The following is a 21441-nucleotide window of genomic DNA, read 5'->3' as shown; positions in this document are numbered from 1 at the left end:
AAAGGAGCCTGTGGGATCGGCGGGGGGGAGGGGATACGGACGGTACGTTACTTCCCCCCGCTGCCATGTCTGCTCTCAGTGCCGCGCGACGTCCGCTCTTCGGCGGCGCGCGTGCGCCGGTGTCACCGGGTCAGCGGCGGGTGCTGCTCGCCCGGGGCGTCCGCCGGCTCGTCCCTGATCACCTCGCCCTGGACCACCTTGCCGTCGGGGCGGTGCATGCGGGCCTGCTGGAAGGCGTCGCCGAGCGTGCCGGGGTTGGCGTCGCGCAGCCTGCGGTCGACGGTCCGCCCGGCGTAGCGGCTCACAGCCTGCTGGACCGGCGGGACCAGCAGAAGCAGGCCCACCGCGTCGGAGACCAGGCCGGGGATCATCAGCAGCAGGCCGCCCAGCATCATCAGGCCGTTGCCACCGCGGCGCGAGGAGGGGGCGCCGCCCTGCTGGAGCGCCTCGTTGAGGTTCTGGAAGGCGCGGCGGCCCGCCCGCTTGATCACCACCGCGCCGAGGACGAGGCCGGCGACCAACAGCAGGAAGACCGTGAACCCGCCCGCCGCTCGCGCGACCGCCGTCAGCAGCCAGATCTCCAGCACGATCCACACCGCCAGGCCCAGCGGCAGGTACCGGCGGGGCCGGGAGCGCCGGGGTCGGGCGGAGTACGAAGAGGTCGGAGCGCCAGTCGTCATGCTCCCAGTGTGCCTGGCGACCGCTCAATCCCGGATAAGGGTGAGGACCTGTTGTGAAAGTCCCGCCTGCCCCGCGACGCCGTGCACGCGCTCTCGCCGCACACAACAGGCCCTAGCCCTGGGGCTTGCCGCCCCGGCGGGTGATCTTGGTCACCCGCTCCCCCACGCCCCACGCGGTGACCCGCCACAGCGCCTCGACGAGGATGTCGCGGCTCATCTTGGAGTCGCCGTGCTCGCGCTCGACGAAGGTGATGGGGACCTCGACGACGTGGTAGCCGGCCTTCACGGCGCGGCGGGCGAGGTCGACCTGGAAGCAGTAGCCCTGCGAGGCGACCTCGTCCAGACCCAGGCCCTCCAGCGTCTCCCGGCGGAAGGCGCGGTAGCCGCCGGTGATGTCCCGCAGGGGCAGGTCCAGGGCGAGACGCGAGTAGGTACTGCCGCCACGGGAGATGAACTCGCGGGACTTCGGCCAGTTCACCACGCGTCCGCCGGGCACCCAGCGGGAGCCGAGGACCAGGTCGGCGCCCTTGAGGGCGGTCAGCAGCCGGGGCAGTTCCTCGGGCTGGTGGGAGCCGTCGGCGTCCATCTCGATCAGTACGCCGTAGTCGCGCTCCAGGCCCCAGCGGAAGCCCGCGAGGTAGGCGGCGCCGAGACCCTCCTTGCCCTTGCGGTGCAGCACGTGCACGTGCCCGTCCTCGGCCGCCAGTTCGTCGGCGATCTTGCCCGTGCCGTCGGGGCTGTTGTCGTCGGCCACGAGGACGTGCGCCTCGGGGACGGCCGTGCGCACCCGGCTCACGATCGTCTTGATGTTCTCCGCCTCGTTGTAGGTCGGAATGATCACCAAGGCCGTGCCGAGCGGGCCGGGTCGTCTGTCCCGGGAGCCGGCCGCGGGGGTGCCGTCGCCGTCGTTCACTACTGCCCCTTCATGTCCGTGCGCAGGGGACCACCATAGTGGCCCCCGCCTGCGAGGACGTGACATCGCAGGCGCACGGGGGTGTCGATTCGGCAAGAGCGGGGTAAGAGCGCTCGCTTCGATCGTGCCATGGATCCGCCGGTACGGCGGATGGGGGCCCGGCGCCCTTCGGGCCGACCTGGGACCCGCTGGCTGCGGATCGACCCAAAGCCGTTGTCTACTGAGCGCCCGGGCCCCACCCGGGTCACACCTTGCCGACCGTCCGGAACGTTCCCCCGCGGACACGGGCGCTGAGCCTGGCTCCCAGCGACGGTGACCCGGTGCGGCACACCGTCCCTGACCCAGCGGCGCCGCGACGCGGGTACGGAAGTTCCCCGGCCGGGCGTCCGGTGGTGGACCCGGCAGAACCTACCGGCCCGCTGCCGTCGCCTGTCAACCAGCGCCTTGACCTGTACAAACGTCCGTGCCCGCCCGGTCGGCGCGGAGGATGCGCAGGTCGCGCGACCGAGCGACGGGCGTGGGGTGGCACCGCGCGCCCGCGGGAGATCACTCGCCCGGCCGTACGAACACCGTCCGTCCGCCCACCACGGTCCGCAGGCAGACGGGCAGGTCACGCCCCGGGGTGAGGTCGGGCAGTCCGGGGGTGCCGGAGCGCGGGTCGGTCGACCAGCGCGCGACGCGGTCGTCGGGGGCCTGGACGAGGAGTTCGCCGGTGCGCCAGACGGCGTAGTCCGCGGGGGCGCCGGGCACCAGGACGCCCGCGTCGTCCCGTCCGACCGCCCGCCAGCCGCCGCGGGTGTGCGCGGTGAACGCGGCGCGTACGGACACGCGGTGCTCGGGGGTGCGGTGGAAGGCCGCCGCCCGGACCGTGCCCCACGGGTCCAGCGGTGTGACGGGGCTGTCGGACCCGAAGGCGAGGGGGACGCCGGCCCGCAGCAGGGCCGCGAAGGGGTTCAGCGTCCGGGCCCGCTCGGTGCCCAGGCGCTGGGCGTACATGCCCTCCTCGCCGCCCCACAGGGCGTCGAAGGCGGGCTGTACGGACGCGGTGAGACCGAGCTCGGCGAAGGCCGCGACGGTCTCCGGCGTGAGCATCTCGGCGTGCTCGACGCGGTGCCTGGCGGCGCGGACACGGGCCGGCCCGACCTTCTCGGCGGCGGCGCGCACCCCCTCGACGACCGCGGTCACGGCAGCGTCGCCGATGGCGTGGAAGCCCGCCTGGAGGCCCGCCTCGGTGCAGGCGGCGACGTGGGCGGCGACGGCGGCCGCGTCCAGGTAGGCGGTGCCGGTGTGGGCCACGTCGGTGTACGGCGCGTGCAGGCAGGCGGTGTGCGAGCCGATGGAGCCGTCCACGAAGAGATCGCCGGCGGCGCCGTGGGCGCCCAGCCGGCGCGCCTTGTCGACGTCCTCCTCCGCCCAGTAGCCGACGACCCGGGGGCCGGGTTCCTCGGCGGCGAGCCGCAGCAGGCCCGTGAAGTCCTCCTCGGAGGAGATGCGCGGGCCGCCGCACTCGTGCACCGATCCGATGCCCAGGGAGGCGGCACGGGCGAGCGCGGCGCGCTGCGCCCCGGCGCGCTGGGCGGGGGTGACCGCGGCGAACGCGGCGGCCCGCACGGCGTGGTGGGCATCGGAGGTCAGCGGGCCGTCCACGGGCCCGTGGATCTCCGGCACGAGGTCGAGCAGCGCGGTGGTGACGACCGCGGAGTGGACGTCGATGCGGCTGAGGTAGAGCGGCCGGCCGCCGGTGGCCTCGTCGAGCTCGGCGCGCGTCGGGGGGCGTCCGCCGGGCCAGCGGGCCGCGTCCCATCCGTGGCCGAGCAGGACGCGGTCGTCCGGGCGGGCGGCGGCGAAGTCCCTGACCAGCGCGAGCGCCGCCTCCAGGTCGGGCGCGTCGGACAGGTCGAGACCGGTGAGCGCGAGACCGGTGGCGGTGGTGTGCACATGGGCGTCGGTGAACGCCGGGGTGACTAGGGCGCCGTCCAGGTCGACCACCTCGTCGACTCCGTCGGCGAAGGCGTCGGCCGCCCCCTCGGAGCCGACCCAGGCCACCTGGCCCGCCTCCACGACCATGGCGGTCGCGAACGGGTCGGCGGGACTGTGGACCTCGCCCCTGCGCAGAAGAACGGTCCTGACCTCGACAGCACGCTCACTCATGCCCCTAGTCTCCCGCCTCCTGCGAACCCTCCGGCACGCAGGTCGCCCCGGCACGCTCCGGGGCTCCGCCGCGGGCGTCCCGGCGAACCCGCCCGGTGTCCCGAGACGGGCGCCTGCCACGCCGGGCGGGGTGGGGTCAGATGCGGGGCGGGCGGGATTCGTACGGGGTGGAGAGGACCACCGTCGTGCGGGTCGAGACGCCTGCCAACGTGCGTACGCGGGCCAGCAGTTCCTCCAGCTCGTGCGGGGTGGAGACGCGGACCTTGAGGATGTAGTTCTCGTCGCCGGCGACGCTGTGGCAGGCCTCGATCTCGGGGACTCCGGCCAGGCGGTCGGCGATGTCGTCGGGGGCGCTGGGATCGAAGGGTTTGACCGAGATGAAGGCCGTCATGGGCAGCCCCACGGCCTCGGCGTCGACGACAGCGGCGTAGCCGCGGATGACACCGCGCTGCTCCAGCCGGCGCACCCGCTGGTGCACGGCCGACGTGGACAGGCCGGTGGCCTTGCCCAGGTCGGTGTAGCTCATCCGCCCGTCCTCGACGAGCAGCTGCACGATCTGTCGGTCCAGCTCCTCCATGGCGCAAGAACCTACAGTGCGCCCGATCTCCCGGGACAGCCGAGCGGTCCGGGGCGTGCCGCACCGGCGGACAAACCCACCACGGCGGACACCCGCACGCCGCGTGTGACCAACACCACACACCTCGGAGCCTCTCCGTGATGTCCCCGTGATTACCGGCGAGAGCGGACGGGAAGTGCTTGCTGTGGTCGAGGCCGCAGTGCCTTCACGGCCCAGCCTTAGGGGGAGAATCCCATGCAGAGTGTCAAGCGCCCTGGCCGTTCTGTGCCCAGGCGGCGGCAGACGGTCGTCGAACTCCAGCCGGAGTGGCTGGACTCCGAGGTCGACGACGACGCGGACGGCGCGGAAGCCGACGCCTACGACACCTTCGAGATGTACCGGGTGGTCTGCCCGGAGTGCACGCAGCCCATCGCCCTGCTGGCGGACGAGGAGGTACTGCCGGAGCACGCGCTGTGCGCCTCGCCGTGGAACCCGTTCGGGCTCACGGTCTGCGCCGGTACGGGACGCTGGGCGTCCGAGGCCCGGCCCGCGGACGAGTCCTTCGGCCCCCAGGAGCAGGACACCGCGCTGCTGCTGACGCTCCCGCAGGGCCTCGACTGGCGCATGCAGCCCTTCTCGCACGTCGGCGGCCCCGGCTCCCGCCCGATGCGTGTTCCGCAGGTGCGCCGGTACGCCGCCTGAGCGGCGCGACGCCGGGCGTCCGCATCCGCGCGTGCGCCACGGCCGGGGCCCGCAGGCCGCCGCGCCGCCCGGACGGCGCACCCGGTTGTTCACAGACCACCGCTCCGGACGCCGGTGAACTCACACTCGATTCCACCGGGCGGTGACCTGCCCGCCGGACGCCGCGTTGGCCGGGTATGACCATCACGCGCCCGGCAGCCGGACGACGGCGGCGCATCTTCGTGCCGCCACCGCCCGCGGCATCGGTTCCGCCCGCGTCCCCGCAGTCACCGGACCCGCCGATCTACCGCGACCTGATGCGCGCCTGGGCCGACCGGGGCCGCACCCTGCCGGGACGTCACGACCCGGAGTGGGTCAGGCTGGCGGCGCCGCCGAACGGCCTTGCGCAGCTCAGCGGGTCTCGGGACCCGCGACGTGACGGGCGATGACCATCCGCTGGATCTGGTTGGTGCCCTCGACGATCTGCAGGACCTTGGCCTCGCGCATGTAGCGCTCGGTCGGGAAGTCCGTGGTGTAGCCGTAGCCGCCGAGCACCTGGACGGCGTCCGTGGTCACCTTCATGGCCGTGTCCGTGCAGAACAGCTTGGCCATGGCCGCCTGCCGCGCGAACGGCAGGCCCGCGTCCCGCAGCCGCGCCGCCGCCAGGTACAGCGCGCGGCCCGCCTCGATCTGCGTCGCCATGTCGGCGAGCATGAAGCGCAGGCCCTGGAAGTCGGAGATCGGCCGTCCGAACTGCTGCCGGCCGGCGGCGTAGCCGACCGCCTCGTCGAGTGCGGCCTGGGCGAGGCCGATGGCGCAGGCCGCGATGCCCAGCCGGCCCGAGTCGAGCGCGGACAGGGCGATGGCGAAGCCCTGCCCCTCCTCGCCCAGGCGCCGGTCGTCGCCGACCCGCACGCCGTCGAGGTGGAGCTGCGCGGTGGGCGAGCCCTTGAGGCCCATCTTCTTCTCCGGGGCCGCGGCACTCAGGCCCTCGGCGTCGCCCGGCACGAGGAAGGCGGTGATGCCGCGCGGGCCCTGCTCACCGGTGCGGGCCATCACCGTGTAGAAGTCGGCGACCCCGCCGTGCGTGATCCACGACTTGGTTCCGGTGAGCACCCAGCCGTCGCCGTCCCGGACCGCCTTGGTGCTGAGCGAGGCGGCGTCGGAGCCCGAGGCCGGCTCGGAGAGGGCGTAGCCGCCGAGCAGGCCGCCGCCCAGCATCGCGGGCAGGTGCTCGACCTGCTGCTTGGTGGTGCCGTAGGCGGCGAGCCCGTAGGAGGCGAGGGTGTGCACGCTCAGGCCGAGGCCGACGGTGAGACGGGCCGCGGACAGCTCCTCCAGGACCTGGAGGTAGACCTCGTAGGGCTGGTCACCGCCGCCGAACCGGGAGTCATAGGGCAGGCCGAGCAGGCCCGAGCGGGAGAGCAGGGTGAAGACCTCGCGCGGGAAGCGTCCCGCGTCCTCCTCCTCGGCCGCCTTCGGGGCGATCTCGTGCTGCGCGATGTCGCGGACGAGCGAGATCAGGTCCCGGGCCTCCTCCGTGGGCAGTTGCCGGTCCACCTGCTGCGGGGCGCGGTCGGGCATGGCGACGCTCTCCTCCCTTTCGGGCACAACAACGGATGCGGGCCTTGGGTGGGGCGGCTCCGCCGGGGTCTTCCTCGGGCCCAGCCGGTTCGGCGATCCCGGGTCACGGTCCTGCTGACCAGCGGCTGTGCGCTGTGAGTATGCCCGATCCGGGGCATCTCGTCACCGGTTAACGACCGCTTACTTCAAGAAATCCCGCGGGCCTGAAAATGGTCCGAACCATTGACGCACTGGTCTAGTCCTCCTAGGGTTCCCCGGACCACGCGCTTACCGCGTTCATGCCAATCGGCCCGATCCCCTCTCCCCCACGAGGAGACACCCGATGCACACCTCCCACCGCCTCCGGGCGCTGCTGTCCGCCGCCTGCACCGTCGCGCTCGGCGCCGGACTGCTCGCCGGCGCCGGCACGGCCACCGCCACCCCCACCCGGTCCGCCGCCCAGACGGCCGCCGCGGGCTCCAAGGTGGTCGGCTACTTCACCGAATGGGGCGTCTACGACCGCAACTACCACGTCAAGAACATCGAGACCTCCGGCTCCGCGGCGAAGCTCACCCACATCAACTACGCCTTCGGCAACGTCACCGGCGGCACGTGCGCCATGGGCGACTCCTACGCCGCGACCGACCGCGCCTACACCGCCGACGAGTCGGTGGACGGGGTCGCCGACACCTGGGACCAGCCGCTGCGCGGCAACTTCAACCAGTTGCTGAAGCTGAAGAAGCAGCACCCGGAGCTGAAGGTGCTGTGGTCGTTCGGCGGCTGGACCTGGTCAGGCGGCTTCGGCGAGGCCGCGAAGAACCCGGAGGCCTTCGCCCAGTCCTGCTACGACCTGGTCAACAACCCGCAGTGGGCGGGCGTCTTCGACGGCATCGACATCGACTGGGAGTACCCCAACGCCTGCGGCAACACCTGCGACACCAGCGGCCGCGAGGCCTTCAAGGACCTGATCGCGGCGCTGCGCGCCAAGTTCGGCGACGGTTCGCTGGTCACCGCGGCGATCCCGGCGGACGCGAGCAGCGGCGGCAAGATCGACGCGGCCGACTACGCGGGCGCCGCGGCCGACGTCGACTGGTACAACCCCATGACCTACGACTACTTCGGCGCCTGGGACGCGGCCGGCCCGACGGCGCCGCACTCGCCGCTGACCTCCTACTCCGGCATCCCGAAGGAGGAGTACACCACCTCGGCGACCATCGCCAAGCTCGAGGACCTCGGGATCCCGGCCTCGAAACTGCTGCTCGGCATCGGCTTCTACGGCCGCGGCTGGACCGGCGTCACCCAGTCCGAGCCCGGCGGCACGGCGACCGGACCGGCGGTGGGCACGTACGAGCAGGGCATCGACGACTACAAGGTGCTCAGGGACAAGTGCCCGGCGACCGGCACGGTGGGCGGCACGGCGTACGCCAAGTGCGGCGGCGCATGGTGGAGTTACGACACTCCGGCGACCATCGCGACGAAGATGGCGTACAAGAACGACCAGGGCCTGGGCGGGACGTTCCTCTGGGAGCTGAGCGGGGACACGGCGAGCGGTGAGCTGATCGACGCGGTCGAGTAGCGCCGCGGCCGAGGAGGCGGGGCGGGGGCGAGTCCCCCGGGGCGGGGCGAGTCCCCTCCACCCCGCCTCCTCGCCCCTTGCCGTTCAGTCGTCGCGGCGGGCGGGTGCGGGGGCCGGGTGGGTCGGGTCGACCTCCTCGATGGCCCGCAGCGTGCCGCCGAGGGTCTTCACCAGCAACTCGCGCAGCGCGTCCCGGGAGAGCTCGGGCCGGCCGATCCAGTCGAGGGTGGCGCCCTCGACACCGCACACCCAGGCGAGCAAGCCCGTACGGGCCACCGGGGCGATGGCGGTACGGCCGTAGGCGCCCTCCGCGATGGTCGCGACGATGGCCTCGCGCACCCCGTCCCGGATGGCGTGCACCTCGGCGTCGAAGCCGACGCCGCCGCTGACGATGGTGCGGTACGCCGCCTGGTTGTGCTCGGCGTAACGGAGGTAGCCGTCGATGGTGCGGTGCAGCCGGTCCACGGCGGGCCGCTCCAGGCCGCCCGCCGCGGAGGTGACCAGGTCGGCGACGGAATCCTCGACGATCGCCAGGTAGTAGCCGCGTTTGGACCGGAAGTAGTAGTAGATCAGCCCCTTGGCCACATGGGCCTGCCGGGCGATGTCGTCCATCGAGAGGGCGTCGTAGGACGTGTCGGCGAACAACCTCCGTCCGATGGCGAGGAGTTCGGCGCGACGGCCCTCGGAGCGCTCGGTGCCGCGCACCCGGTCGTGGGGCCTTTCGGCTCGAACGGAGCCGAGGGGCTGGGGGCGGACGGACTCACGCGGTTGACTGCTGTTCAATGCGAATCTGGCCTCCAACTGGCGGTCGACCACCGCAGTATGGCAGGCCGGCCCCGCGCGCCGGCAGGTCGCCGGGAAGGCCCCGGTCGCCCGGGGCCTTCGTACGCGCGGGGCCCCGGTCAGCTCACGCCCACGGCGGCGAGCGCCTTGCGCTGGTGGCCCGTGACGTGGGCCGGGAAGTACAGGTAGCAGATGCCGCCGGAACCGGAGGCGACGTTGCCGGAGGCGTTGTAGCGCTTGGTCCTGAGCCAGATGTTCTCGAACTCCCGGCGCCGGTACACGCGCCGTACCGCCGGGTCGCTCGGCGAGGCGGGGTCGTTCGCGATCACGTCGCCGTCGGCGGTGAAGCCGATGACGGTCATCAGGTGGCCGTTGGTGCCGTAACCGGCGCCGGTCAGCTCGGTGTCGAGGAAGGACTGGGACGTTATGGCCGGGATTCCGGCAGCGATCAGCGTCTCCAGGTCGGTGAGCGAGGTGAGCCGGGTGATCACACCCTGCAGCCCGTTGAAGGTGGCCGCGTAGGCGGCGTTGAACGGCCAGTTGCCGCAACCCTCGTACTGGTAGTCGTACGTGTACCGGGCCGCGTTGCAGACCTGCGGGTCGTCGTAGGACGGGTCGACCCAGGACAGTTGCTCGGGGGTGAGCCGGCCGCCCCAGTACTCGATGATCATCTGGGAGGAGGTGGGGCTGCACCAGGCCTCCCCGCCGTTGTCGTACTCGGGGTACTGGCCGTGGTGGATCGACTGCGAGTAGCGCGGGACGGCCAACTCCTTGGCCAGGCCGGGCGTGGAGGCCGGGACGGTGAAGCGGTCCGGGATGTCGGAGCCCATGGCGCCGACCCGCCAGACGGTGGGGGTGAGCCCGGTGCCGGGCTTGCGGTGGAGGGTGAGCCGCAATCGGTACGAGACGAGGCGCAGCCCGGAGGCCGCGTCGTCCACGGAGAAGGTGTCCGTCCAGATCGTGCTGCGACCGTCGCTCTGGCCGTCGACGGAGGTTCGTCTGATGTCCTGGTCGCCGGCCGCCCAGCGGCCCAGCACGTACCAGGGGGTGTCCGAGCCGTCGGAGTACGTACCCCGCAGTTCGACCTGGATCCAGGTGCCGGACGGGGTGTGCGCGTTCCAGGAGGCGACCGCCTCCGTGGCCGGTACGGACAACCGGTGCACCGGGCTGGTCCAGGTGGCGTACTCCCAGGTCGCGGTCGTGCCGGTGTGCGGGTCGGTGTAGTCGGTGATGCCCGCGGGCTGCGCGATCTCGAGGCCTGGCCGGGCGCCCGCGACGGCGCGGGTGCCGCGGGCCGTGCCCGTGCGCCAGTCGGTGATCGTGGTCCAGGCGCGGTAGTCGACCGGGCGGGCCGGGGCGGCTTTGGCGTCCTTGGCGCGGGTGGCTGGGGCGGCCGTGGCCGCGGTGGCCATCGGTGCCGCACCACCCGCCATCGCCGCCGCGGCGACGGCGACGGCCAGGACGGATCTGCGGGACGGCTGTTCGGCTCTGCTCATGGGTGGGTGACCCCCAGGTGTCCGACGTCGGGGCGGGTCCGTGGCTGCGCCCACTATGGCCGCGCCGCCCGCCTCCTGCCAGCACTTCGACACATGCCGCGCCCACCAATATTGGTCTCCACCACTGGCATGACCTGCACCGAGTCCCCGGCCTGCTGGGCCCCTGCGGCCCACCGCGGAGGCCCGGCGGGCGGCGGGAGGCGGACGACGAGAGGGCAGGCCGCAACCAGCGGGCGCGGGAGGCGGGCGGCGAGAGGCGGGCCTCAGGCCGCAAGCAGCGGGCGACAGGCCACAGGCAGCAGGCGGCGGGCGGCGGGCGACAGGCCGCAGGCCCAGGAGACAGGCCGCAGGCGCGGGAGGCGGGCCGCAGGCGCGGGAGGCGGGCCGCCGGCCGCAGGCGCGGGAGGTGAGAGGGCGGAGGGCAGGCCGTGGGCGGGTGGTCACTAGAATGAGCGTGGGAAACGTGCCTCGCCCTCTACGCCCTCCGGGAACCGTCATCCGCGCCCTCGCCGCCTTCCTCCGTGATGCGCCGCCGTCCTGCGGGACCGTGCGGCTGGTAGGCGTCGACGGGCACGCCGGGTCCGGGAAGTCCACGTTCACGGGGAAGCTGGCCGTGGCGCTGGGGGGCGCGCCCGTGCTGCGTCTGGACGACGTCGCGAGCCATGAGGAGCTGTTCGGCTGGGAGGGGCGGCTGCTGAGCGAGGTCGTCGAGCCGCTCGGACGGGGAGCGGCGGCGCGCTACGCCCCCTACGACTGGCGGGCGCGACGGTTCGGGGCCGCGCGGGCGCTGCCTCCGGCACCCGTGGTCCTCGTCGAGGGCGTGGGCGCCGGACGGCGGGTACTGCGTCCGCATCTGGCGCACCTGCTGTGGATGGACCTGCCACGCGAGGAAGCCTGGGCGCGAGGCCGGGCGCGGGACGGGGAGGAGCAGCGGGAGTTCTGGTCCGGGTGGGTCGAGGCCGAGCGGCGACACTTCGCCGAGGATCCCTCGCGGCCCTTCGCCGATCTTCTGGTACGGCAGTTGCCCGAGGGGTACGAGGTGCTGCCAGGGCCCGCCGGGAATGTTGGACCGGACCAGTTCGTCACGCACGGTGACGGGCCGTCGGCAATGTGCTGAACTTGTGAAGGCCCTTGCCGGGCAACTTCCCCAAGTCCCTCAACTCCGCTTGACCCGGGGGCCGTACAGGTCTTACGTTCTCAATGAGCGGTCGTCGCGTACCGCCCGCAGTCACGAAGCCCCCGATTGTTCCCCCGTGATCGGGGGCTTCGTTCTGCCCTCATCGCGTTTTTCCGGACGCTGCGCGACGCCATTCGCTCACACTCGGTCACCAAACCGAAGGCGTCCCGTCCGCCGCCACCTCGCCGAACGGCCTGTGCGGCACTCTTCGGCGGGCGGCGGCCCCGCAGGTACGATGCCCTCGGTGCGACCTTCGAACGGCTGCTTCGCGCACCTGCAACTCCGGTCCGCGGTACAGCGGTTCGACCACAGGAAGCCGTCGGGTGGATGCCTGGCGGCGAACCTTCGGGGGCACGGTTTGTGGGGGACGTGATGGACTTCGGCACGCAGGGCCCGAAGGCCCCGGCCGACCTCGCATGGCTGCGAGGCGTGGACGCCTACACCATGGGCGCCTATCCACAGGCGGAGGACGAGTTCCGGGCCGCGGTCCGGCTGGACCCCTCGATGGCCGACGGCTGGCTCGGCCTGCACGCGCTGCGCGTCGACACGACGACCGCGCTGCTCAGGATGTTCCGGCACCGCGACCGCTTCGGCGAACAGCGCGCCCGGCACCACCGCACACTCAACTCCTGGTACTGGCTGGGCTGGTGGGTGCAACCCGTGCTGGAGAGCCCGCGCGACCTGCTGCTCGCGCACACCTCGCACTGGCTGGACGGCCGCCACGTCCCCGAGCTGGACCGCGCGCTGGCCGGGCTGCCGCCGGTGGACGCCGACCCCCAGGTCCGCTTTCTGCACGCCTGCCGCGCCTACCTCATCAAGGACTGGGAGCAACTCGTCCGGCACACCGACCCGCTGGTCGACGATCCGCTGCTCGGCATCGAGGCCGGACTGTTCGGCGGCATGGCCCGGGTGCGCCTGGAGATGTACGGGCAGGCCGAGCCGATGCTGTCCGCCGCGCTGATGCGCTGCCGCACCGAGCAGCCGCAGCGCAAGGAGCTCAGGTACTGGCTGGCACGGGCCCACGAGGGCACCGGCCGCAGCGCCGCGGCGCTCCCCCTGTACCGGGCGGTGCACCGGGTCGATCCGGCCTTCATGGACACCTCGGCGCGGCTCACGGCGATCTCCGAGAGCGACGGGTACGAGGACGCGGCCGACCTCGCCTCGATCACCCTCACCGGTCTCGGGCAGGACATCATGGACGGGCCGGATCTGCTGGACCCGCTGTTCGGCACCGAGGGCCGGGACCTGAGGCTGTCCGGGACCGACCTGCCGGCGACCGGTTCGCTGCCACCGGTGACCGAACCGGCGGTGCGTCGGCGCGCGCCGGCCGCCGAGGTGCCGCTGCCCACCGGGCCCACCGACCCCGCGCTCCTGGAGGAGGCGCTCGCCCAGCTCGAGCGCATGGTGGGCCTCGAACCGGTGAAACGGCAGGTCAAGGCGCTGTCCGCACAGTTGAACATGGCGCGGCTGCGGGCCGGGCAGGGGCTGCCCGTACAGCCGCCCAAACGTCACTTCGTCTTCTCCGGCCCCTCGGGCACCGGCAAGACCACCGTCGCCCGTATCCTCGGCCGTGTCTTCTACGCGCTCGGCCTGCTCGGCGGCGACCACCTGGTGGAGGCGCAGCGGGCCGACCTGGTCGGCGAGTACCTGGGGCAGACCGCCGTCAAGGCCAACGAACTCATCGACTCCGCGATCGGCGGCGTGCTCTTCGTCGACGAGGCCTACTCCCTGTCCAACTCGGGCTACGGCAAGGGCGACGCGTACGGCGACGAGGCCCTTCAGGTGCTGCTCAAGCGGGCCGAGGACAACCGCGACCACCTGGTGGTGATCCTGGCCGGCTATCCCGAGGGCATGGACCGCCTGCTCGCCGCCAACCCCGGGCTGTCGTCCCGCTTCACCACCCGGGTGGACTTCCCGTCGTACCGGCCCGCGGAACTCACCGAGATCGGCAAGGTGCTCGCCGCGGAGAACGGCGACCTGTGGGACGACGAGGCCCGGGACGAGCTGCGCTCGATCGCCGGGCACGTGGTCGACCAGGGCTGGCTCGACGAGCTCGGCAACGGGCGGTTCCTGCGGACCCTGTACGAGAAGAGCTGCGCCTACCGGGACCTGCGGTTGTCCCTGTACCCGGGAACGCCGTCCAGGGACGACCTGTCGACCCTGCGGCTGCCGGACCTGATGCAGGCGTACGGGGAGGTGCTGTCGGGGCGGGGGCCCGAGGATCCGTCGGCCCTGTGACGGATCCTCGGGGCCCCCGGGTCCCCTCGTCCGCGTGCCTACGGGACCTGAGTGGCCAGCGCCTCCTCCGGCTCCCCGCTCGCCCGCGGCTCGGTCAGCCGTACCTCCGTGGCCGCGGTGGCCGTGCGGTGCGCGGGGTCGCGCACCTCGCCCACGAGCAGTTCCAGCACGTCCTCCAGGGCCACCAGGCCCAGCACCGTGCCGGAGGCGTCCGCCACCTGGGCCAGGTGGGTCGCCGCCCGGCGCATGACGGTCAGGGCGTCGTCCAGCGGCAGCTCGGCCCGCAGGGTCGTCATCGGGCGCCAGGTCCGCTGCGGTACGGCCTGCTCGGTGTCCTCCACGTCGAGCACGTCCTTGACGTGCACATAGCCCAGGAAGGCACCGTTGCCGGCGGCGACCGGGAAGCGGGAGTACCCGGTGCGGGCGGTGAGCGCGACGATCTCGGCCGAGGTGACCGAGGGACCGACCGTGACCAGCGTCTCACGCGGGAGCAGGACGTCGGTCACCGGGCGCGAGCCCAGCTCCAGGGCGTCCTCCAGACGCTCCTGCTCCTCGGGGTCGAGGAGCCCCGCCTGGCGGGAGTCCTCCACGAGGCGGCCCAGCTGCACGCTGGTGAAGGCGGCCTCGACCTCGTCCTTGGGCTCGACGCGGAAGAGCCGCAGCACCGCCTTGGCGCAGGCGCCGAGTGCCACCGTGATCGGCCGGCACAGCCGGGCGAAGGCGACCAGACCGGGGCCGAGCCACAGCGCGGCCTTCTCCGGCGCGGCCATCGCGAGGTTCTTCGGCACCATCTCGCCGATGACGAGGTGGAAGAAGATCACGGCGGCGAGCGCGATGACGTAGCCGAGCGGGTGGACCACGCCGCTGGGCATGCGGAGCCAGGCGAACACCGGCTCCAGCAGGCGGGCCACCGTCGGTTCGGCGACGGCGCCCAGGGTCAGCGAGCAGACGGTGATGCCGAACTGGGCGGCGGCCATCATCTGCGGCAGCCGCTCGAGGCCGTGCAGCACCTGGCGGGCCCGGGCCGTGCCGAGCGGTTCGATCTGGCTGCGGCGGACGGAGACGAGGGCGAACTCGGCGCCGACGAAGAAGCCGTTGGCGAGCACCAGCAGCGCGGCGAAGAGCAGTTGGATCACGCTCATCGGGCGGCCTCCGCCACGGCCGGGACCGTCTGAGCCGCACCGGCGGTACGGACCAGCCGCACCCGCTCCGCGCGGTAGTGGCCGACCTGGCGCACCGCCAGCCGCCAGCCCGGCAGCTCGGCGCGGTCGCCGGGGGCCGGGATACGGCCGAGCAGGTCGGCGACCAGTCCGGCGACAGTCTCGTACGGGCCCTCGGGCGCGTCCAGGCCGATCCGCCGGAGCAGGTCGACACGGCAGCCGCCGTCGACGTCCCAGGCGGGGCTGCCGCCCTCGGGCGGGGCCGGCGCGAGTTCCGGCACGTCCCTGGCGTCGTGCTCGTCGCGGACCTCGCCGACGAGTTCCTCGACGATGTCCTCCAGGGTGACGACGCCCGCGGTGCCGCCGTACTCGTCGACGACGACCGCGATCGGCTGCTCGTTGCGCAGCTGGGTGAGCAGCGGCTTCACCGGCAGGGTCTCGGGGACCAGCAGCGCCGGGCGGGCGATACGGCCCACCGGGGTGCGCAGCCACTCGTCGGACGGCACCGCGAGGGCGTCCTTGAGGTGGACCATGCCGACGACCTCGTCGATCTTCTCGTGGTAGACGGGGAAGCGGGACAGGCCGGTGGCGCGGGTGAGGTTGACCACGTCCTCGGCGGTCGCCGAGGACTGGAGCGCGCTGACCTTCACCCGAGGGGTCATGACGTGCTGTGCGGTCAGGTCGCCCAGGGACAGGGTGCGCACGAAGAGGTCCGCGGTGTCCTGTTCGAGGGCGCCGGCCAGGGCCGAGTGGCGGGCCAGCGAGACCAGCTCGCCGGGGGTGCGGGCGGAGGCCAGCTCCTCCGTGGGTTCGACGCCCAGGGCCCGCACCAGCCGGTTGGCGACCGTGTTCAGCGTGGCGATCACCGGGTGGAACAGGCGCGAGAAGAGGTGCTGCGGGCCGGCCACGAAGCGCGCCACCTGGAGCGGCCGGGAGACCGCCCAGTTCTTGGGCACGAGTTCGCCGATCACCATCTGGACCGCCGAGGCCAGCAGCATGCCGACGACGACGGCGACGCCGGACACGGCACCGCCCGGGACGCCGACGGCCGCGAACGGGCCGCGCAGCAGCCCGGCCAGCGCCGGTTCGGCGAGCATGCCGACGACCAGCGACGTGATGGTGATGCCGAGCTGGGTGCCGGAGAGCTGGAAGGACAGCTCCCTGAGGGACGCGACGACCCTCAGGGCCCGTCTGTCGCCCTCCTCTGCGGCCTTCTCGGCGTCCGGGCGCTCGACCGTGACCAGGCCGAACTCGGCCGCGACGAAGAAGCCGTTGGCGAGAATGAGCAGGAACGCCGCTCCGAGGAGCAGCAAGGGGGTGGTCATGATGCCGCCGCCTCCGCGTTCACGCGGACCAGGTCCGCGCTATGTCGGCAGGGGGCGGCGCAGGTACTGCAGGACGATCCGTCCATCGCCGGAGGGAGTCACTCCTCGGGTAGCAGGAGCCCCTGGCACCGGTCGTGGAACCCAGGGGCGGAGGCGCAGCGAAAACGCGTCCGTAACCAGATTAATCAAGACACCGGCCGATGCGGCAGGGTGGACGTCCCCGAGTCAGCCCTGAGGTTCGTCCGGGGACCGCTCGGAACCCGGGACCGAACGGGCCTCGACGAGCGCGCGCAGGGCGCGCGCATCGGCGATGGCCTGCTGTTTCGCTATGCCCGGCTGTATGCCGAGGGCGGCCAGGCTGGTGCCGTCGCTGAGGTTCAGGAACACCCACGGATCACCCGGGCGCAGGTTGACCTGGATTATCTCCGCCCATGCCAGACGGCGCCGGCCTGTGATGTTCACGACGGTGACACCCGAGTCGTCGGCGACCACCTTGGGCCGGGCGAGCAGGACGAGGACCCCGGCCAGAAGCGCGCCGGTGAAGGCGAAGCTCACCCGTTCGCCGGGGCTGAGCTGCTCAAGCAGCAGCCCCACTGTGGTGATCACCACGAATATGGCCGCTCCGGCGGTGAGCAGGACGGCCCGGGTGCGGCCCGGACGGAAGGTGACGGGAAGTGCGGGCAGATCGGACATCTCTGTGTGCCTCCTCGTCCCTCAGAGGCGGCAGGCGTGGATGGCCGTGGTGAGGATGGCGCGGGCGCCGAGCTCGTAGAGATCGTCCATGATGCGCTGCGCCTCCTTGGCGGGGACCATGGCGCGCACGGCGACCCAGCCCTCGTTGTGCAGCGGGGAGACGGTCGGGGACTCCAGGCCCGGGGTGAGGGCGACGGCCCTCTCCAGCTGCTCGACCCGGCAGTCGTAGTCCATCATCACGTACGTCCGGGCCACCAGGACGCCCTGGAGGCGGCGCAGGAACTGCTGCACCTTGGGCTCCTCGACGTCGGCGCCGGTGCGGCGGACGACGATCGCCTCGGACTTCATGATCGACTCGCCGACGACCGCCAGGCCCGCGTTGCGCAGGGAGGTGCCGGTCTCGACGACGTCGGCGATGGCCTCGGCGACACCGAGTTCGATGGCGGTCTCGACGGCGCCGTCCAGGTGGACGACGGACGCGTCGATGCCGCTGTCGGCGAGGTGCTTGCTGACGATGCCCTCGTAGGACGTGGCGACCGTCTTGCCGTTCAGGTCCTCGACGCCGCCCACCGTGCCGGGCTTGGCCGCGTAGTGGAAGGTGGAGCGGGCGAAGCCGAGCGGAAGGATCTCCTCGGCGCCCGCCCCGGAGTCGATGAGCAGGTCGCGGCCGGTGATGCCGATGTCCAGGCGGCCGGTGGAGACGTAGATCGCGATGTCGCGGGGGCGGAGGTAGAAGAACTCGACCTCGTTGACCGGGTCGACGATCCGCAGCTCCTTGGACTCCCGGCGTTGCTGGTAGCCAGCCTCATGCAGCATGTCCGCCGCAGGGCCGGAGAGGGAACCCTTGTTGGGGACGGCGATGCGCAGCATGAGGTCGGCTTCCTTCGTTCGTCTCGTACGACTGTTCGCCTCGTACGACGGTGTGTGGTTGCTGGTGCTCAGGGTGCTCGGAGTGCTCAGAGGTGGGCGTAGACGTCGTCCAGGGAGATGCCGCGGGCGACCATCATCACCTGAACGTGGTACAGCAGCTGCGAGATCTCCTCGGCGGCCGCTTCCTTGCCCTCGTACTCGGCGGCCATCCAGACCTCGGCGGCCTCCTCGACGACCTTCTTGCCGATGGCATGGACGCCCTTGCCGACCAGCTCGGCGGTGCGGGACGTGGCGGGGTCGCCGTTTGCGGCCTTGTGCTGGAGCTCGGTGAAGAGCTCCTCGAACGTCTTCTTGGACATGGTGGTGCCAACCCTACGCGGTCCGGGCGACTGCTCACCGCCAGGGTTCGGACACCGAGCGCAGGGTGGCCGCGGTCGCGACCGCGGCGGTGACCGCCTCGTGGCCCTTGTCCTCGCTGGATCCCTCCAGGCCCGCCCGGTCCAGGGCCTGCTCCTCGGTGTCGCAGGTGAGCACGCCGAAGCCGACCGGGACGCCGGTCTCGACCGACACCTGGGTCAGGCCGTTGGCGACGCCTTGGCACACATATTCGAAGTGGGGGGTGCCGCCCCGGATGACGACGCCGAGGGCGACGACCGCGTCGTAGCCGCGGCCGGCCAGGACCTTCGCCACCACCGGGAGCTCGAAGCTGCCCGGGACCCGGAGCAGGGTCGGCTCGTCGATCCCCAGCTCGTGCAGGGCGCGCAGGGCCCCGTCCACCAGTCCGTCCATCACCTTCTCGTGCCACTGCGCCGCGACGACGGCGACCCTGAGGTCCCCGACGTTCCGGACGGACAGTTCCGGTGCACCCTTGCCGCTCACGTGTCTCCTCGCGTCTTTCGCTTACTGGTTGCCGCAGGTGGACACCGCGGTGGTGTCCAGCCAGGGCAGGTCGTGCCCCATCCGGTCCCGCTTGGTGCGCAGGTACCGGAGGTTGTGTTCACCGGCCTGGACGGGCATCGGCTCCCGTCCGGTGACCCTCAGTCCGTGGCGGACCAGGGCGTCGGTCTTGTCGGGGTTGTTGGTCAGCAGGCGCACGCTCCCGACCCCGAGGTCCTGGAGGATCCGCGCGCCGGCGCCGTAGTCGCGGGCGTCGGCGGGCAGTCCGAGTTCGAGGTTGGCGTCGAGGGTGTCCCGGCCGCGCTCCTGGAGTTCGTAGGCGCGCAGCTTGGACATCAGGCCGATGCCGCGTCCCTCGTGGCCGCGCAGGTAGACCACCACTCCCCTGCCCTCCTTCTGGATGCGCTCCAGGGAGGTGTCCAGCTGGGGGCCGCAGTCGCAGCGCTGGGAGCCGAAGACGTCCCCGGTGAGGCACTCGGAGTGGACGCGGACCAGGACGTCCTCGCCGTCGCCGATCTCGCCGTGCACCAGAGCCACGTGCTCGACGCCGTCTGCGGTGGAGCGGTAGCCGTACGCCGTGAAGGTGCCGTGCGCGGTGGGCAGGCGGACCTCGGCCTCGCGGAGGACCGCGGGCTGGGGCGGCAGTGCCTCCTGCTCGGGCGAGGCCGGGAGCCCGGGGGCGCGCCGGTGCGCGATCAGGTCCTCAATGGAGATGATCGTCAGACCGTGCTTGCGGGCGAAGACGACCAGTTCGGGCAGTCGGAGCATCCGGCCGTCCTCACCGGCGATCTCGACGATCGCGCCGGCCGGGCGCAGCCCCGCGAGCCGGGCGAGGTCGATGGCAGCCTCGGTGTGGCCGGGGCGGACGAGCACGCCGCCGGGTCGGGCGCGCAGCGGGAAGACGTGGCCGGGGCGGACGAGGTCGGTGGGCTCCGCGGTACCGCCCGCCAGCAGTTGGAGGGTGGTGGCGCGGTCGGCGGCGGAGATGCCGGTGGTGACACCGTGGGCGGCGCCGGCGTCGACGGAGACCGTGAAGGCGGTCTTCATCGACTCGGTGTTCTCCTCGACCATCTGCGGGAGCTTCAGCCGGTCCAGCTCCTCGCCCTCCATGGGGGCACAGATCAGGCCGCGGCACTCGCTCATCATGAAGGCGACGATCTCGGGGGTCGCCTTCTCGGCGGCGATGACGAGGTCGCCCTCGTTCTCGCGGTCCTCGTCGTCGACGACCACGACCGGGCGGCCGGCCGCGATGTCGGCGACGGCCTGCTCGACGGGGTCGAGGGTGAAGTCCTCCACGGGGTCGGTGCCGTAGAGGACGGTTGCCGCTGTCATGCGGGCGCTCCTTCCAGGACCGGCCGCGCGTCCGTGCGGGTGCGCAGCCACCAGTCGCGCATGCCCCACAGGACCAGTGCGCCGTAGACGATGTAGACGAAGCCGGAGAAGGCGAAGCCGTTGGCGAAGTTGAGCGGTACGCCGACGACGTCGACGAGCAGCCAGGCGAACCAGAACTCGACCATGCCGCGCGCCTGCGCGTACATGGCGACGACGGTGCCGACGAAGATGTAGGCGTCGGGCCAGGGGTCCCAGGACAGCGACGGGTAGGCGTGGAACACTCCGGCGACGGCGACCGTGCCGACCGCGGCGGCGCCGAGCAGCACGGCACGCTCGCGCCAGGTGGCGAACCGTACGGCGATGTGGCCGTCCGCCGCCCGGCCCCTGCCGCGGTTCCACTGCCACCACCCGTAGACGGCGACGACCATGACGACGATCTGCTTGCCGGCGCTGCCCGAGAGGTGGGCGGTGGCGAACGCGGCGAACAGGATCAGGCCGGACAGGAACTGGACGGGCCAGCTCCAGATGGAGCGCCGCCAGCCGAACGCGAGGCCGAGCAGGCCGATGACGTTGCCCGTCATGTCCGACCACTTGATGTGCTGGCCGAGGAGGCTGAACGCCTCGGAATTGAGCCAGTTCACCGTCCGGCCCCCGAAGTGCGGTCGCCGAGCAGCCGCTCGACGTACTTGGCGACGACGTCCACCTCGAGGTTGACCGGGTCGCCGGCCTGCTTCAGACCGAGGGTGGTCAGCGCCAGGGTGGTGGGGATCAGGCTGACGGTGAAGTGCTCGTCCCCGGCCTCGACGACGGTGAGGCTGATGCCGTCGACGGTGATGGAACCCTTCTCGACGACGTAGCGCGCGAGGTCCGGCGGCAGCGAGATCTTCACGATCTCCCAGTGCTCGGAGGGGGTGCGGTCCAGGATCGTGCCGGTGCCGTCGACGTGTCCCTGCACGATGTGGCCGCCGAGGCGGGCGCCCACGGCGGTGGGGCGTTCGAGGTTGACACGGGAGCCGGTGGTGAGGACACCGAGGCTGGAGCGCTTGAGGGTCTCCGCCATGACGTCGGCGGTGAACTCGTCGCCCTCGTGCTCGACCACGGTGAGACAGACACCGTTCACGGCGATCGAGTCGCCGTGCCGTGCGCCTTCGGTCACGACGGGGCCGCGGAGCCGGAAGCGGGCGGCGTCGCCGAGGTCCTCCACGGCGGTGATCTCGCCCAGCTCTTCGACGATTCCGGTGAACACTTCCCGGGTCCTCCTGCCTCTTCGGGCACGGACTCCGGGGCTGCCGACACGGGCAGAATCAGCGAACGAGAACACTCGGCGGACGACGCCGGACGGGACCCGCC

Annotated in this window: 21 protein-coding genes; 5 read left to right on the top strand and 16 right to left on the bottom strand. The window is 72.4% G+C overall.

Annotation, left to right across the window (positions count from 1 at the left end):
• Positions 1-122: 122 nt before the first annotated feature.
• The 4 genes from fxsA to ACTYVM_RS08270 form a co-directional block, all read right to left on the bottom strand.
• Entirely contained in the window at positions 123-680 is a 558-nt protein-coding gene (gene fxsA / locus ACTYVM_RS08285) for an FxsA family membrane protein (RefSeq protein ID WP_445525265.1), read from the bottom strand.
• Positions 681-792: 112 nt separating this feature from the next.
• Complete coding sequence (locus ACTYVM_RS08280; RefSeq protein ID WP_445525264.1) at positions 793-1593, bottom strand: polyprenol monophosphomannose synthase; 801 nt, start codon at positions 1591-1593, stop codon at positions 793-795.
• A 546-nt stretch (positions 1594-2139) separates the two neighbouring features.
• Positions 2140-3744, bottom strand: coding sequence for an amidohydrolase (locus ACTYVM_RS08275; RefSeq protein WP_445525263.1), 1605 nt, complete (start codon positions 3742-3744; stop codon positions 2140-2142).
• A 136-nt stretch (positions 3745-3880) separates the two neighbouring features.
• Positions 3881-4321, bottom strand: a complete 441-nt coding sequence (locus tag ACTYVM_RS08270) for an Lrp/AsnC family transcriptional regulator (RefSeq protein WP_400031446.1) — start codon at positions 4319-4321, stop codon at positions 3881-3883.
• A 234-nt stretch (positions 4322-4555) separates the two neighbouring features.
• Here ACTYVM_RS08270 and ACTYVM_RS08265 point away from each other — a divergent pair, with 234 nt between their 5' ends.
• A complete protein-coding gene (locus ACTYVM_RS08265; protein ID WP_445525262.1) occupies positions 4556-5002 on the top strand; it encodes a hypothetical protein in 447 nt (148 codons plus the stop codon).
• A gap of 176 nt (positions 5003-5178) precedes the next feature.
• Positions 5179-5430, top strand: coding sequence for a hypothetical protein (locus tag ACTYVM_RS08260; RefSeq protein ID WP_445525261.1), 252 nt, complete (start codon positions 5179-5181; stop codon positions 5428-5430).
• Here ACTYVM_RS08260 and ACTYVM_RS08255 read toward each other — a convergent pair.
• The gene (locus ACTYVM_RS08255) at positions 5393-6565 is read right to left on the bottom strand and encodes an acyl-CoA dehydrogenase family protein (RefSeq protein WP_445525260.1); all 1173 of its coding nucleotides are present in this window, start codon (positions 6563-6565) and stop codon (positions 5393-5395) included. The two genes, ACTYVM_RS08260 and ACTYVM_RS08255, sit on opposite strands and share 38 nt — an antisense overlap.
• Positions 6566-6887: 322 nt before the next feature.
• Here ACTYVM_RS08255 and ACTYVM_RS08250 point away from each other — a divergent pair, with 322 nt between their 5' ends.
• Positions 6888-8120 carry a glycoside hydrolase family 18 protein gene (locus tag ACTYVM_RS08250; protein ID WP_445525259.1) on the top strand — a complete coding sequence of 411 codons (1233 nt, stop codon included), beginning with the start codon at positions 6888-6890 and terminating at the stop codon, positions 8118-8120.
• A gap of 84 nt (positions 8121-8204) precedes the next feature.
• Here the strand turns inward: ACTYVM_RS08250 and ACTYVM_RS08245 are convergent, their stop codons facing one another.
• Together ACTYVM_RS08245 and ACTYVM_RS08240 are read right to left on the bottom strand one after the other, a co-directional pair.
• Positions 8205-8903 carry a TetR/AcrR family transcriptional regulator gene (locus tag ACTYVM_RS08245; RefSeq protein ID WP_445525258.1) on the bottom strand — a complete coding sequence of 233 codons (699 nt, stop codon included), beginning with the start codon at positions 8901-8903 and terminating at the stop codon, positions 8205-8207.
• A 119-nt stretch (positions 8904-9022) separates the two neighbouring features.
• A complete protein-coding gene (locus ACTYVM_RS08240; protein ID WP_445525257.1) occupies positions 9023-10399 on the bottom strand; it encodes a C39 family peptidase in 1377 nt (458 codons plus the stop codon).
• 448 nt (positions 10400-10847) lie between these two features.
• On the opposite strand from ACTYVM_RS08240, the gene ACTYVM_RS08235 reads away from it, so the two are divergent.
• Together ACTYVM_RS08235 and ACTYVM_RS08230 are read left to right on the top strand one after the other, a co-directional pair.
• On the top strand, positions 10848-11516 hold the full coding sequence (locus ACTYVM_RS08235) for a uridine kinase family protein (RefSeq protein ID WP_445525256.1): 669 nt from the start codon (positions 10848-10850) through the stop codon (positions 11514-11516).
• A gap of 432 nt (positions 11517-11948) precedes the next feature.
• The gene (locus ACTYVM_RS08230; RefSeq protein WP_445525255.1) at positions 11949-13814 is read left to right on the top strand and encodes an AAA family ATPase; all 1866 of its coding nucleotides are present in this window, start codon (positions 11949-11951) and stop codon (positions 13812-13814) included.
• A gap of 38 nt (positions 13815-13852) precedes the next feature.
• Here the strand turns inward: ACTYVM_RS08230 and ACTYVM_RS08225 are convergent, their stop codons facing one another.
• The 9 genes from ACTYVM_RS08225 to ACTYVM_RS08185 form a co-directional block, all read right to left on the bottom strand.
• Complete coding sequence (locus tag ACTYVM_RS08225; protein WP_445525254.1) at positions 13853-14956, bottom strand: hemolysin family protein; 1104 nt, start codon at positions 14954-14956, stop codon at positions 13853-13855.
• Positions 14953-16299: a hemolysin family protein gene (locus ACTYVM_RS08220; protein ID WP_445525253.1), complete on the bottom strand. Its 1347-nt coding sequence runs from the start codon at positions 16297-16299 to the stop codon at positions 14953-14955. The genes ACTYVM_RS08225 and ACTYVM_RS08220 overlap by 4 nt, the downstream gene beginning before the upstream one ends.
• A gap of 225 nt (positions 16300-16524) precedes the next feature.
• On the bottom strand, positions 16525-16992 hold the full coding sequence (locus tag ACTYVM_RS08215) for a PH domain-containing protein (RefSeq protein WP_445525252.1): 468 nt from the start codon (positions 16990-16992) through the stop codon (positions 16525-16527).
• 21 nt (positions 16993-17013) lie between these two features.
• Positions 17014-17862, bottom strand: a complete 849-nt coding sequence (hisG, locus tag ACTYVM_RS08210) for an ATP phosphoribosyltransferase (protein ID WP_400031468.1) — start codon at positions 17860-17862, stop codon at positions 17014-17016.
• An 86-nt stretch (positions 17863-17948) separates the two neighbouring features.
• Entirely contained in the window at positions 17949-18221 is a 273-nt protein-coding gene (locus tag ACTYVM_RS08205) for a phosphoribosyl-ATP diphosphatase (RefSeq protein ID WP_031486114.1), read from the bottom strand.
• Between the two features lie 34 nt (positions 18222-18255).
• Entirely contained in the window at positions 18256-18741 is a 486-nt protein-coding gene (ribH, locus tag ACTYVM_RS08200) for a 6,7-dimethyl-8-ribityllumazine synthase (protein ID WP_445525251.1), read from the bottom strand.
• A 21-nt stretch (positions 18742-18762) separates the two neighbouring features.
• Entirely contained in the window at positions 18763-20091 is a 1329-nt protein-coding gene (locus ACTYVM_RS08195) for a bifunctional 3,4-dihydroxy-2-butanone-4-phosphate synthase/GTP cyclohydrolase II (RefSeq protein ID WP_445525250.1), read from the bottom strand.
• Positions 20088-20732 (bottom strand): nicotinamide mononucleotide transporter family protein, encoded by a 645-nt coding sequence (locus ACTYVM_RS08190; protein ID WP_445525249.1) that lies wholly within the window; start codon positions 20730-20732, stop codon positions 20088-20090. Before ACTYVM_RS08190 ends, ACTYVM_RS08195 begins: the two co-directional genes overlap by 4 nt.
• The gene (locus ACTYVM_RS08185) at positions 20729-21337 is read right to left on the bottom strand and encodes a riboflavin synthase (RefSeq protein WP_445525248.1); all 609 of its coding nucleotides are present in this window, start codon (positions 21335-21337) and stop codon (positions 20729-20731) included. Before ACTYVM_RS08185 ends, ACTYVM_RS08190 begins: the two co-directional genes overlap by 4 nt.
• Positions 21338-21441: the final 104 nt, after the last annotated feature.

It is taken from the genome of Streptomyces cyslabdanicus, assembly GCF_052663305.1.
Note: the sequence above shows the minus strand (reverse complement) of the source record. Positions and strands in the feature narration are given on the sequence as shown.